Below are 13,438 nucleotides of genomic sequence, written 5' to 3'. Positions count from 1 at the left end.
AAACGTTTGTTTGACGCTAAATTAGTAAATTTTTCTGAAATTTTAGAATTATTGATTACAATTGTACTCAAAAATTACAGCTTAACATTAAATACAGTCTCTAACAAAAAATCATCAATCTCTTCATCAGTGAAAGATATTTTTCTCTTCTTAGTAGGAGTAGTCTTTTCTTTTTTTGATTCCTTATGTTTCCCAAAAACGATAGGATTCGGTGTCGCGTTAGGTCTTGAAAACTGAGATTTTAAAGTTTTGAAAATTTCAGTATCACTAATCTTTGATTCTCGTTTCTCAATTCGAAATTGATGTTTCACTTTTAAGCAGTGTTGAGTGAAATAATCTGCCTGAATTTTAAAAGCATTTATAATTATATCGTTTACATCTGGGAAAACAGATCTAATATTTTCATGCATCCAAGTGGTAATGTATTGGTGACCGTTGATGTATTTTATGTAATCTTCCAAGATCATGTCAAATACCGAAGGACTAATTTTTGATTTGGTATCCAATAAGAGCACCAAGTTCTTTTTCAAAATTCTTTCTTTGGTAAGGATTTCAGGTATAATTATGCTTTCCAGATCATTTGAAATCGCATTTCCTTTTTCCTTGTAATATACAATATCATCATAGCCCTCTTTGGGTATAAAACCTTTTAGTACTGAATTTTCAACTTTTGAATGTACAGAGCTAGGTATATAAAATAAATATTTCTGGATGATGTTGGCGTTTAGAATATCCGTAGTATCAATCATTATTCAAATGTTTAGAATAGTCCTTTGGTAAAACAGCATCAATATCTCTCAAATACTTTTCTAGAGCATCCATGGTAGAATGTCCAGTAATCCCCATCAACTCACTTTTAGCTGCATGAGGAGATGAGTTTTTGACAAGAGATTGGTATAAAATCGTAATGAATGTATGTCTAAAACTATAAAGGGTTTGGTCTTTATCTAGATTAAAATGATCCTTTACAACATTCTTAAAACGCTTAGAGAAATAATTACTCTTATTTACATCCGCAGTATCCCATTCACCGCCAATTTTTATAGGAGTGAATAGAAAAGCATCTGGATTTAATTTACTTAAATCGGGTAATTCTTCTAATATGATCTGCGGAATTAGTTTAGTCTTTAACGGACTATTCTTAGCTTTAAATTGCAGTGTTTTGTCCTTTACATTAACATCCCTTACCCTCAATCTGCAAACTTCCACCGGTCTCAATAAATTATAACTGATAAATTTAATATAGAGTAGAAGTATAGGGTCTTCGCCTTTTAAATAATCAAAGATCTTTTTGTGTTCTTCGGTGGTATAGGATTTATTACGTTTGGGAATACTTCGCAATGCAGGAATCTTTTTAATGGGATTGGAACTAATTATCTCATTATCCTCTAGTGTTTGAAAAAGGCTACTCAAGTGAAGTCTGATATTATTTCTGTTTCTAGAACTAGATCTCAACAATACGGAGTTTAGAAAATCCAGTGCAGCTTTTTTATTGATCTGCTCAATAGATTTGATTTTGGGTCTGTTTTCTTCGAGCCATTTAACCAAAGCGTTACTGGTGTATTCATAATCTTTATGTGATCGAGCACCAATTTGTTTTTCCTTGATTTTTAAACTAAAATCAAGAGCTTCTCTAATTGGCATCCCTAAATCATCTGGTGTATCTTCTTTTAATTCGGTTTTAGAGATAGTTTCAGAAGGCTTGAGTTTAGATGTGGCTTTTGGATATTCAATTTGCGGTACAAATGACTTTTCGTTTTTTTCAGCCAAAGAATTTTTTAGATCGGTTTTAAGCAACTGAGATTTATGAAACTCGGTATTATCTATGTTCGGGTTGTAACCTGCCTTAAGTAGTTTTAAAAGTCTTCTACGGTAGCGGGATAACAATGCCAACCTATCTTCCTTATTTGTATAGTTATTGGCATTGCCATAAATGTTGTTTTGTCTTTCAAGTTTGCCAGTATCTGGATTCCTAAAAGAGAAACGCACGTACCATCTCTTAGATAGATCGCCATTGGCGCTATATATCTTAGGTACGGAAAAATCTTTTTTGTGTGCCAAATCGTGTTCTGAATCGTGTTCCAAATCGTGTTCAAAGGTAATAAAGTCATTTAATGTAATCATAAAAAAAAGGTTTAGAGTGAACTAAACCTTTTGTTTGAAACCGATTAAGACTGTAGCGAGAACGAGAATTGAACTCGTGACCTCCGGGTTATGAATCCGACGCTCTAACCGACTGAGCTACCTCGCCATTTATGAGGGTGCAAATATAAAAACAATATTTATGTGAGCAAACATAAAATGTGCAAATTATTTTTTTTGATTTTTAGTTTTAAACTCAACAATTAATGTATATATTGACCACATAATATTATATCTATGGAAGACAAAGTTAAAATTGAGATGGAATTCGTAATTCACGCCTCCCCTCAACTTTTATATCAATATATATCAACGCCATCTGGATTATCAGAATGGTTTGCAGATAACGTAAATTCTAGAGGAGAATTTTTTACCTTTATTTGGGATGGTAGCGAAGAAAAAGCAAAGTTAGTAAGCAAAAAAAGTGGAGAACGCATCAAATTTAGATGGATGAGTGACGATGAAGAAGGTAATTCGTACTTTTTTGAAATTAGGATCCAGGTAGATGAGATCACTAAGGACGTTTCTATAATAGTAACAGATTTTACAGATGAAGATGAGGTTGAAGAAGCTAAAATGCTTTGGGATAATCAAATTTCAGATTTAAAACAAGTTTTAGGTTCTGCATAGAACCTCTACGTAATATTAATTTTATATTTGTCTCGACTAAAAATCGAGACTTTTTTTATGATAAATTTTAACGGTAATCTAATTGAAAATTTAAATTTTATTTCTTCGGAAAACAGAGGTTATAAATACGGTGACGCCCTCTTTGAGACTCTTAAAGTCGTTCACGGTAAGATTTTGTTTTGGGAAGACCACTATTTTAGGTTAATGGCTTCCATGAGAATCATGCGTATGGAAATCCCAATGAATTTCACAATGGAATATCTAGAATCTGAAATTTTAAAAACCGTTAAGGCTAACCAATTATCAAAGGCAACTGCAAGAGTTAGAATTAATGTAGATAGAGGAGAAGGAGGTAAATATCTTCCGAAGAAAAAAAATATTAACTACAGTATCAATGCGGAGATTTTAAAACAAGATTTTTATGCATTATCAAATGCATCTAGCTACACTGTAGATTTATTTAAAGACTATTTTGTCTCACCAGGATTGTTATCAACCTTAAAAACTAACAATAAGGCAATCAATGTACTAGGAAGTATTTATGCAGAAGAAAACGAGCTGGAAAATTGCCTTTTACTCAATACGGATAAAAAAGTCATTGAGGCATTAAATGGTAATTTATTTCTCATCTCTGGAGAAAATATAAAGACTCCGCCTTTAGAGGATGGATGTTTAAAGGGTATTATGAGAAAACAGATTATTGATGTGGTATTAAATTCAGGTGATTACGTGCTTGATGAATCATCAATCTCTCCTTTTGAACTTCAAAAATCAGACGAGTTGTTTGTGACCAATGTTATTGTGGGTATTCAGCCTATTCTAAAATATCGTAAAAAGGAATATGTAACTAAAATTTCCGAAGATATTTTGAAGCGCTTAAATACAAAGATAAGGTTAGGCTAGTTATAGCTAGGGTTTTCTGGAGCATTGGACCAAAGTGAATAATCACCACCAAGTTCTAGCATTTTTTCTTTCCAGAATGAACCGCAGCATTTTTCAATAAGCTCATTTTGGTAAATATTTTCTGAAATTATCCATGCATTAGATTTGAGTTCCTTTTCCAATTGGTTGGCTTCCCAGCCAGAATAACCGAGAAAAAACCTAATGTCTGACGATGTTAATTTATTATCGTCTAATAACTCCAGTACAATTTCAAAATTACCTCCCCAAAAAACACCGTGTGAGATTTCTATACTGTCTGGTATGAGATGAGGTACTTTATGAATAAAATATAAATTGTCCTGCTCAACTGGGCCACCATTATGAACATTAAAAGTAGCTTCGGTTTGTGGTACTAAATCGTTGAGTTTATATTCTAAGGGCTTATTTAAGATGAAGCCAATAGAACCCTCATCATTGTAATCTGCCAAAAGTATAACAGATCTATTGAATGATAAATCGCCGATGATAGATGGTTCGGCAATTAAAAGGTGACCTTTTTTTGGCTTTTCTATGATCATGCATATATAATTATCTAACTAATCTAAAACATATTTTCTAAATAACCAACAAAATGAGTCAATTACTAATGTATTAAAAGCAAAAAAGCTCACTTTAAGTGAGCTTTTCGTAATCTATTTAATAAGATACTAGTTTACAGCACTACTTAAATCAGAACCAGCTTTAAACTTTACTACGTTTTTAGCTTTGATTTGTATTGTTTTACCAGTTTGAGGATTTCTTCCTTCTCTTGCAGATCTTTTAGAAACTGACCAAGAACCAAAACCTACTAAAGATACTCTGTTACCTTTTTGTAAAGATCCTTCGATGTCAACTAATAATGAATCTAATGCTTTTTTTGCAGCTGCTTTAGTAATTCCTGCATTCTCTGCCATTCCATTGATTAAATCTGTTTTGTTCATAAAATTATATTTTAAATTGTTAAAAAATAGTTGGGTTAACTGTTTTTGTTATAATCCCTCTACAAATTTATACGTAAAATCCATCTACGCAAGTAATAGCAAGGGAAATGCCAATTTTTGTTGATAACTTCGGGCATTTGTTAATAAAGGGATGCATTTCAACGGATTTTTTATAAATATCAATGAATATAAGGGTTTTAGAGCATTTTGGCATTTTCATTAAAATCATATCCATTTAATAATGATTTGATATCCATTTTTCGTTTTCCAGGAAGTTGTATTTCATGTATAATAATGTAACCATCTCTAACAGCAACTTTTAATTCATTTTTAGTCGCTTTAATCTTCCCATAACTCAAATTATGGTTTTCAAGTTCTTTTTCAACTTTAAAAATCTTAATATTTAATTCCTCATCTCCATTAATAAGTTGGCACCAAGCAGCAGGAAAAGGATTTAATCCACGTATCTTATTGTATATTGTATCAAGATCTAGTTCCCAATCAATTTTACAGTTATCTTTATTAAGCTTATATGCGGTTTTTAAATTTTCTGTTTTTGGTTGGATGGTTGTGATTACTTCATCTTTTTGAATCAACTCAACGGTTTTTAAAACGAGTTGGCTTCCCATATTCATTAATTTGTCATGAAGTGTACCAACAGTTTCATCATCTTCAATAGAAATAGCCTCCTGTAATATGATAGCTCCCGTATCTATTTTTTCGTCTATAAAAAACGTGGTAGCACCAGTAACTTTTTCCCCATTTATAACTGCCCAATGTATTGGCGCAGCACCTCTATAATTTGGAAGTAGCGATGCGTGCAGATTAAATGTACCATATTCTGGCATGCTCCAAACAACTTCTGGCAACATCCTAAAAGCCACAACGATTTGAAGATTGGCTTTCAAAATCTCTAACTCTTTAATAAAAGAATCACTTTTTAAATTAGTTGGTTGTAAAATATGTAGACCTTTAGAGATAGCATACGTTTTAACAGCCGATTCATTGAGCTTTCTCCCACGTCCAGCAGGTCTGTCTGGTGCAGTAATAACACCTACCACATCATATTCATTTTCTACGAGTAGTTTTAATGTGGCAACAGCAAAATCTGGAGTTCCCATAAATATAATTCTCAATGTATCTCTTTTCATGTATAAGTTATTTTGTTTTTATTCTATATGTATTAACCGCTGTCAATTCTATTACGCCAAGTTCTAAAAGTGACTTTAGTGTTTTAAAAACATCATCTTTGCTAAACGGTAGCGTTTCTACTAATTGTCTAGAACTCAATGGTGAATTTTCTAGTTCCAGAATTAAGCGAGTTCTCAATGTTCTCGTTTCAATTTTTACTTCGGAAGTTTTGCCAACAGCGCAAACAGAGCAAATCCCACAATCAACATTAGTTTTTTCTCCAAAATAGTGAAGTAGTTGTCTGTTTTTACAGATACTGTCATTTTCAATATAATTTAAAACAGCATCAATTTGCTCACGTTTTAAACGCTGTTGTTGCTCAACAACATTTGCTATTCTATTTATTGTTTTATCATCTTCTCTGGGCTGGAGAAATACAACCTCAGAGTCTGTGTTAGAAAACAAAAAATCTACAATCCCATCTTTATGGAGTTGATGCAACATGGCGATAATATGTTTTTCATCCACCGAGGATTTATCTGAAACTAGAGTTAAGTTAATGGCGAGTTGATGTTCAAAAATGCCTCCATAAGTTCTCAAAATAGTTTTCACAACAATATTGAACTGTTTGTGGGTTTCCAAATATGAAAACATAGCATTATTGCTCACAATAAATTGCAATTTCGTTTTGTAGTTAAACTGCTGTGATAATTTAATAATACTATTTCTATCTAAAATTTGAAGCGCATTAAATGTCTTAGAACTTTTAAAATCATAAGCTTTGCAAAAATCACTAAAATTAAATCGATGTGTGGTTAATTCTCCCTCACCATAAGAAATTTGAAAAAAGTTGCACAACTTACGATATATCAATTTAATCTCATCAATAGATGGTAAGCTCTTTATAAACTGATTCTTTAAAATCTGCTCATCAGACTTGTTGGTTAATAGAATAGCGTAGGCATTTTCGTTGTTTCTACCAGCGCGTCCAGCTTCTTGATAATAACTTTCAAGACTTTCGGGTAAATTGACATGAATAACCGTTTTTACATCTGGTTTATCAATTCCCATCCCAAAAGCTGTGGTGGCAATCATGATTTCCTTTTGGTTGTGCATCCATTGATACAGTCTTTCTTGCTTATCTTTTGTGGAAATGCCACCATGAAAAAACGTGGTATTAAAGCCTTTTCTTTCTAGAAAACCATGAATCTCAACACTCATTTTTCTACTACGAACGTAAATAATCGATGCGCCCTTATGTTGCTTAAGTTTTTGTTCTAGATCATATAATTTATCCTCACTGTGAATTACCTGATATGCAATATTTGGTCTGGTAAACGAAGCTTTAAATATTTTGGGTGAAATAAAATCGAGTTCTTTTATCGTTTCTTCAATGACCTCGGGCTTAGCGGTTGCTGTTAAAGCAATAACATTGACGGTAGGTTGTAATTCTCTTAAAACGGTGATGTTTTTATAAGCTGGTCTAAAATCGTTTCCCCATTGGCTAATACAATGTGCTTCGTCCACAGCAATGAGGTTAACGTTCATTTGTGCGATGCGTTGCTTGACGATGTCTTGTTGTAAACGTTCGGGCGAAAGGTAAAGGAACTTATAGTTTCCGTAGATACAATTATCGAGAAGCGTGTCTAGTTCACTGTATTTTATCCCACTAGTAATCGCCATAGCTTTTATACCTTTTTCCTTTAGGGTATTTACTTGATCTTTCATCAATGCAATCAATGGTGAGATCACGATGCAAATGCCATCTTTCACCAATGCAGGAATTTGAAAACACACCGATTTCCCTCCACCTGTTGGCAATAGTACAAAGGTATCGTTATTGTCAAGTACCGAGTTGATAATATCTTCTTGATGCGGTCTAAATGACGTATGATTCCAGTATTGCTCTAATATGTTTATTGGATGGGACATCTATAAATTTAGGACATCTAAAATGAAATCTGCGCGATGCTTAATACTTCCAAACGGAACATCAATCAACTCATAACCAAAACGCTTATAGATGTCTAAAAGCGAATGATGGATCTCTACAGCTTGGTCAAAATTTTCGTAACGTTCGCTGTCGCTTATAAAAATGTCTTGCCATGGTGCCAATATAAAAACCGTTTGATAGGTGTGATCCTCGCATGCTTTGGTGAAATCTTGCGGATAATCACTGTTGATGTAATCCATATAAGCCAAAACATCTGGTAAACCTCTGTCTAAGAAAACGATATCTTTATCAATCTTTTCGGCGTCAATAAATTGTTGGGTTCTTGCTTTTAAAAGCAATTCGCTAAAAAGCAATGGTTTTGTCAAAAAAAGCTGGTCGATTCCATCTTTTCTAGCATCGAGAGTTACTTGTCTCGAGACCTCCTCAAAACAAGTGTGATTTCTTGAAATTAATTCTTTTATAATAGACGATTTTCCTGTACCAGGACCACCTGTAATGACAATTTTTCTTGTTTTCAATTTGGCAAGATTTTGGATGTAAAATTACTAATTAATTAACAAAGTAAAATGTAAGTAAATTGTATCTTTACTTCCGAAGAAAAAAAGCTATGAGTACAGAGAAAAAAACCGAAGAATTTTATAATAAACTAAGAGTCCAGTTGTATGAGACTTCAAGTTGGCCATCTGAATATCTTTACAAATTTATTGTCCCAACAGATGCGAAAAAAATCAATCAAATAGAAGATTTGTTCAACAATCTTGGTGCTGTGATTACAACAAAAGAATCTGGTAAGGGGACCTATACAAGTATCTCTGTAAATCTTCAAATGAAAGATCCAGATGCGGTTATTGATAAGTATAAAGAGGTAGCCGACAATGTAGAAGGTGTTATTTCTTTATAAAAAAACGGTTCAATAATTATTTTTTTGTATTTTGCAAGCATGCAGAATCACTTCGTGCATTTTACACAAATACTACACAAATTTATATTTTGATAGACGACATAGAATACAATACAGAGCGTGAGCAATTGATTATTCCAGAATACGGGAGACATTTACAAAAAATGGTCAATTACGCTAAACAATTACCCACAAAAGAAGAGCGTAATAAAGTTGCAAAATCCATCATCAATGTTATGGGGAATTTGCAACCGCATTTACGTGATGTGCCAGATTTTCAGCATAAACTTTGGGATCAACTTTTTATAATCGCAGATTTTGAGCTTGATGCAGACTCTCCATACCCAACGACTTCAAAGGAGGAGCTAAATGAAAAGCCAGAGCCTCTTAAGTACCCTCAAAATTTCCCTAAATACCGTTTCTACGGAAACAATATTAAGACGATGATTGATGTCGCAAACACATGGGAAGATGGAGATTTAAAGGATGCTTTAATTTATACCATTGCAAACCACATGAAAAAATGCTTCCTCAACTGGAACAAGGATACTGTGGAAGACGATGTGATTTTTAATCATTTATATGAATTATCTGGTGGTAAGATAAATTTGAAAGAAACAGATGAAGATCTTACCGATGCAACAAGTTTGATGCGTAATAAAAAGAAGTATTCAAATAGCAATACCAAGAAATCGCATCACAAAAAAAACAACAATTCTAACCGCAACAGAAAACGCTACTAACTACACTTCATGGCAACATTTATAATTGAAGGAGGTCACCAACTAAAAGGAAAAATTCAACCTCAAGGCGCAAAAAACGAAGCTTTACAAATTTTATGTGCAGTACTTTTAACTGCCGAAGAAATTAGAATAGATAATATCCCAGATATTATTGATGTCAATAAATTGATCGCTCTTCTAAAAAAGTTGGGCGTAAAGATTGAAAATGTTGGTAGGGGATCTTATACATTTAAGGCAGATGATCTTAATTTAAAATATTTAGAGTCTGCAGAGTTTAAAGAAGATGGAAAAGGTCTAAGAGGCTCAATCATGATCGTTGGTCCATTATTGGCTCGCTTTGGGAAAGGATACATTCCAAAACCTGGAGGGGATAAGATAGGTCGTCGTCGATTAGATACACATTTTGAAGGTTTTATAAATCTTGGTGCCAAGTTTAGATATAATAAGGAAGATTTATTTTATGGCGTAGAAGCCGATAAATTAAAGGGAACTTACATGCTGCTCGATGAAGCATCTGTAACAGGAACTGCCAATATAGTAATGGCAGCAGTTTTGGCAGAAGGCACAACCACAATCTACAACGCAGCTTGTGAACCTTATTTACAGCAATTATGTAAAATGCTTAATCGCATGGGAGCAAAAATTAGTGGAGTAGGTTCTAATATGTTGATCATTGAAGGTGTCGATACATTAGGTGGTACAGACCACAGAATGCTTCCAGATATGATTGAAATAGGAAGTTGGATTGGTCTCGCTGCAATGACAAAAAGTGAGCTAACCATTACTAATGTGAGCTGGGACGATTTAGGTCAAATTCCGAATGTATTCAGAAAAATAGGGATTACCGTAGAGCGCCAAGGTGATGATATATACATTCCTGCGCACACCAATGGTTATGAGGTATCAAACTATATTGATGGTTCTATTCTTACAGTGTCTGATGCGCCATGGCCAGGATTCACACCAGATTTGATAAGTATTATTCTTACAGTATTGACGCAAGCACGCGGTAGCGCAGTTGTTCACCAAAAAATGTTTGAAAGTCGTTTATTCTTCGTAGATAAATTAATAGATATGGGAGCAAAGATCATACTTTGCGATCCGCATAGAGCAACTGTTATTGGTCACGATTTTAAATCAACACTAAAGGGAACAACAATGACCTCTCCAGATATTAGAGCAGGTGTTTCTTTATTAATTGCAGCATTATCTGCAAAAGGAACATCTACCATTCACAATATTGAACAAATAGATAGAGGTTACGAAAATATAGATGAACGTTTACGGGCTATCGGTGCCAAAATCACCAGAGTGGACGGGAATTAATTTTTCTTCGGAAATTTGGAATTAAAAACAAAAAAACCTCAAATATTTGAGGTTTTTCTGTTTTTAGATTTATCCACGAGGTCTGCCATTGATATGATCATTGATCATTTTATAATGAAAGTCACTTAGTCGTTTTTTATCGTGTTCTTTTTCAATTAATACTGAAATATCTTTAAAGTATTTTGGTTGAGAATGTCTAAAAATGAGCCAGATATTAAGTTTTTGACAATTAATCCTTTCATCACTTATCCAACCATATTGTTTTGTTAGGTCGATTAGTTTTTCGGTATTGTGATCATCAATTTTTCTTTGCAATAATTGCATAGAATCAATCTCTTTTTTGGAATATTTGCTTTTGTGTCTTGAAAATGAATCTGGGAGCTTTGATCTGTATAGTTGATCATTATTTATCATTTCTTTTAGTTCTCTACACATGTTATCGCCATCATAAATTGACTCTTGTGCAAAGCTTCCGAAGAAAAAAAATAATGCCATAATGATGATCGTATTTTTCATGATCTAGCTTTACTACTTTAGGTTTCTAAATAATTCATGAATTAATCTGCGGGTAATGATTATTTAAAATAGATTCCATTTTCTCTTTTCCTTCAATAATGAGTTGAATTTTATGCCATAAACCATCGGTTAACAATTCCCGAAGTGGTTGCTCATTCGAGACAATTTTATTGAAGACTTTTTCAATTTTACCGTCCCATACCTTGTGGTATTTAAGTAAATCATCTGGATACACAATCTTTCTATCTGTGCCTTCATCCATAGCTTCAAAAGGTTCTTTAATATTTAAATAGCCATAATCATCTGTTAATTGTTCTCCAGGATGAATATCTCTAATAGCAATCTCAAAGTCGTACGCGGTCGTTAAACAATTGGAATTAAAACTGTGATTTACATATTTACCATTGTCCCAACACAGAATGAAATTACCTTGGTTATTTCTAAAGGAATAGGTGTCTATTATATTTTGATAATAAGAATTCATTGAATCAACATCAGCTGGACTAAATTCTCTGTCCAACTTATCCAGGACCCAAGTTATGGTTCCCGCAGGAATGAATTTTGTTGCGACAACACCGTATCCAATGTGATCACTTATATGTTTTACTTCAGTATGAGGATGTATCATAAATTATGTTTGTTTAAGCTATTGTGAAATTTCTGCTATCTCGTTAACGTGTAGCATTAATTTAAATGTATTAAATTTCATTGACATTTTAATTGTTTTATTCTTGAAAGGATTTATACTTTAGAATATTACTGATCTAAAATTAATTAAATATTAAAAAGAATTTTAACTGGTTTCTAATAAAAAAAAATCAGTTTCTGTACTACAATAAACCTCGAGCCTTAATCTCTAAGTATTTATTGATGGTATCAATGGTTAAGTCTTCTGGAGAAGTAAGTATGGATTGGATCCCATATTTTTGAAGTTCGTTGACAATCAATCGTTTTTCAAAGGCAAATTTTTCTGCAATGACTTTATCATAAGCTTGCTGTACGGTCTCTGCCTTGTCGTTGATGATTTGGTTGAGTTCAGTATTTTTAAAGAATATGACTACCAATAAATGGTTTTTAGCAATCCCTTTTAAATAAGGAAGTTGCCTGTGTAAACTGTCTAACGTTTCAAAATTGGTGTAAAGCAACATTAAGCTACGTTGTGTGATGTGTCGTTTTACATCTGAGTAAAGCCTACTGTAATCACTTTCGTTAAAATCTGTACTTACATTATAAAGTGTTTCTAAAATGAGGTTCATTTGTGAGGTACGACGCTCTGCAACCACAATGTTCTCTACCTTTTTTGAAAATGCCAAAATACCAGCTTTGTCCTGTTTTTTTAGCGCGACATTAGAAATTACCAACGATGCATTAATGGCGTAGTCTAAAAGCGTCAAGCCATCAAAAGGCATTTTCATCACGCGACCTTTATCTATTATAGAATAGACGGGTTGTGATTTTTCATCTTGAAATTGATTGACCATCAATTCGTTTCGCTTTGCGGTAGCTTTCCAGTTAATGGTTCTTAAATCGTCACCTAAAACATAATCCTTGATTTGCTCAAACTCCATAGTGTGGCCAATCTTTCTTATCTTTTTAATCCCATATTGATGCAGATTATTGCTTATGGCAATCAAGTCGTATTTTCGTAATTGCATAAAACTTGGGTAGGTTGGTACCATGGCATTATCTTCGGAAATGAAACGTCTCGAAATCAGTCCAAAGACAGAAGTGACGTAGATATTCAATTTTCCGAAGTGATATTCTCCACGCTCTACAGGACGGAGTTTGTATTCAATTTCCGAAGAAGTTGAAGCTTCCAATTTCCGAAGAATACTAAAATCCCTCACTTGAAATTGCTCTGGGATTTCATCGATTATATTGATGTTTACACTAAATGTATAATAATTGTTGATGACCAAACGTACTGGGTTTTCATCACCATTTGAGAATTTCTCGGGTAATATACGTGTACCTTTTACGCCTTTTTTTGCTGCAAATAAAATGATGGTATCCAAAACTGTTAGCGTGAACAAAAGTAAGAGCAGTAATTTAACAATGGCAAAACCACGCGGAAAGATAAAGCTCAAAACAAACAATACCATTATGGCTATGCAAGCATAGAAAAATCTGTTTTGGAGAAAAAATGGTTTGATACGTTTCAAAAATGGTTATTTGTTTATTCGTTTAATGGTTGAGTTATATAGTTCTTATTATAATTATTAAATCTACCTAA

The 13,438-nt window shown here is 33.2% G+C and carries 15 protein-coding genes and 1 tRNA gene; 5 read left to right on the top strand and 11 right to left on the bottom strand.

What is annotated here, in order from left to right; translation table 11 throughout:
- Nucleotides 1-74 precede the first annotated feature (74 nt).
- From GQ40_RS07845 to GQ40_RS07835, 3 genes are all read right to left on the bottom strand, one after another.
- Nucleotides 75-749, bottom strand: coding sequence for a hypothetical protein (locus GQ40_RS07845; protein WP_047547275.1), 675 nt, complete (start codon nucleotides 747-749; stop codon nucleotides 75-77).
- The gene (locus GQ40_RS07840; protein ID WP_052184190.1) at nucleotides 742-2,124 is read right to left on the bottom strand and encodes a tyrosine-type recombinase/integrase; all 1,383 of its coding nucleotides are present in this window, start codon (nucleotides 2,122-2,124) and stop codon (nucleotides 742-744) included. The genes GQ40_RS07845 and GQ40_RS07840 overlap by 8 nt, the downstream gene beginning before the upstream one ends.
- 53 nt (nucleotides 2,125-2,177) lie before the next feature.
- A tRNA-Met gene (locus GQ40_RS07835) sits at nucleotides 2,178-2,251 on the bottom strand.
- Between the two features lie 128 nt (nucleotides 2,252-2,379).
- Here GQ40_RS07835 and GQ40_RS07830 point away from each other — a divergent pair.
- Nucleotides 2,380-2,772 (top strand): START-like domain-containing protein, encoded by a 393-nt coding sequence (locus GQ40_RS07830; protein WP_047547274.1) that lies wholly within the window; start codon nucleotides 2,380-2,382, stop codon nucleotides 2,770-2,772.
- Nucleotides 2,773-2,829: 57 nt separating this feature from the next.
- Nucleotides 2,830-3,675, top strand: coding sequence for an aminotransferase class IV (locus tag GQ40_RS07825; RefSeq protein ID WP_047547272.1), 846 nt, complete (start codon nucleotides 2,830-2,832; stop codon nucleotides 3,673-3,675).
- Here the strand turns inward: GQ40_RS07825 and GQ40_RS07820 are convergent.
- The 5 genes from GQ40_RS07820 to GQ40_RS07800 all read right to left on the bottom strand — a co-directional run bounded on the left by GQ40_RS07820 (nucleotide 3,672) and on the right by GQ40_RS07800 (nucleotide 8,237).
- Complete coding sequence (locus GQ40_RS07820; protein ID WP_047547270.1) at nucleotides 3,672-4,232, bottom strand: YqgE/AlgH family protein; 561 nt, start codon at nucleotides 4,230-4,232, stop codon at nucleotides 3,672-3,674. The two genes, GQ40_RS07825 and GQ40_RS07820, sit on opposite strands and share 4 nt — an antisense overlap.
- Nucleotides 4,233-4,361: 129 nt before the next feature.
- Complete coding sequence (locus tag GQ40_RS07815) at nucleotides 4,362-4,634, bottom strand: HU family DNA-binding protein (protein WP_047547268.1); 273 nt, start codon at nucleotides 4,632-4,634, stop codon at nucleotides 4,362-4,364.
- A gap of 197 nt (nucleotides 4,635-4,831) precedes the next feature.
- The gene (gene fmt / locus GQ40_RS07810) at nucleotides 4,832-5,785 is read right to left on the bottom strand and encodes a methionyl-tRNA formyltransferase (protein ID WP_231565555.1); all 954 of its coding nucleotides are present in this window, start codon (nucleotides 5,783-5,785) and stop codon (nucleotides 4,832-4,834) included.
- A 7-nt stretch (nucleotides 5,786-5,792) separates the two neighbouring features.
- Nucleotides 5,793-7,697 carry an ATP-dependent DNA helicase RecQ gene (locus tag GQ40_RS07805; protein ID WP_047547264.1) on the bottom strand — a complete coding sequence of 635 codons (1,905 nt, stop codon included), beginning with the start codon at nucleotides 7,695-7,697 and terminating at the stop codon, nucleotides 5,793-5,795.
- Entirely contained in the window at nucleotides 7,698-8,237 is a 540-nt protein-coding gene (locus tag GQ40_RS07800; protein ID WP_047547262.1) for an AAA family ATPase, read from the bottom strand.
- Between the two features lie 89 nt (nucleotides 8,238-8,326).
- Here GQ40_RS07800 and GQ40_RS07795 point away from each other — a divergent pair, with 89 nt between their 5' ends.
- The 3 genes from GQ40_RS07795 to murA all read left to right on the top strand — a co-directional run bounded on the left by GQ40_RS07795 (nucleotide 8,327) and on the right by murA (nucleotide 10,689).
- Entirely contained in the window at nucleotides 8,327-8,620 is a 294-nt protein-coding gene (locus GQ40_RS07795; RefSeq protein ID WP_047547259.1) for a DUF493 family protein, read from the top strand.
- 89 nt (nucleotides 8,621-8,709) lie between these two features.
- Complete coding sequence (locus tag GQ40_RS07790) at nucleotides 8,710-9,363, top strand: DUF4290 domain-containing protein (RefSeq protein WP_047547257.1); 654 nt, start codon at nucleotides 8,710-8,712, stop codon at nucleotides 9,361-9,363.
- Nucleotides 9,364-9,372: 9 nt separating this feature from the next.
- The gene (murA, locus tag GQ40_RS07785) at nucleotides 9,373-10,689 is read left to right on the top strand and encodes a UDP-N-acetylglucosamine 1-carboxyvinyltransferase (protein WP_047547255.1); all 1,317 of its coding nucleotides are present in this window, start codon (nucleotides 9,373-9,375) and stop codon (nucleotides 10,687-10,689) included.
- A 69-nt stretch (nucleotides 10,690-10,758) separates the two neighbouring features.
- Here murA and GQ40_RS07780 read toward each other — a convergent pair whose 3' ends face one another.
- From GQ40_RS07780 to GQ40_RS07770, 3 genes are all read right to left on the bottom strand, one after another.
- Entirely contained in the window at nucleotides 10,759-11,205 is a 447-nt protein-coding gene (locus GQ40_RS07780) for a hypothetical protein (RefSeq protein WP_047547253.1), read from the bottom strand.
- A gap of 34 nt (nucleotides 11,206-11,239) precedes the next feature.
- The gene (locus tag GQ40_RS07775) at nucleotides 11,240-11,833 is read right to left on the bottom strand and encodes an SET domain-containing protein (RefSeq protein WP_047547251.1); all 594 of its coding nucleotides are present in this window, start codon (nucleotides 11,831-11,833) and stop codon (nucleotides 11,240-11,242) included.
- A gap of 202 nt (nucleotides 11,834-12,035) precedes the next feature.
- A complete protein-coding gene (locus tag GQ40_RS07770; protein WP_047547249.1) occupies nucleotides 12,036-13,367 on the bottom strand; it encodes a DUF58 domain-containing protein in 1,332 nt (443 codons plus the stop codon).
- Nucleotides 13,368-13,438: the final 71 nt, after the last annotated feature.

The organism is Psychroserpens sp. Hel_I_66, assembly GCF_000799465.1.
In the GTDB taxonomy this organism is placed as follows: domain Bacteria; phylum Bacteroidota; class Bacteroidia; order Flavobacteriales; family Flavobacteriaceae; genus Psychroserpens.
This window is presented reverse-complemented; position numbering and strand designations above follow the sequence as displayed.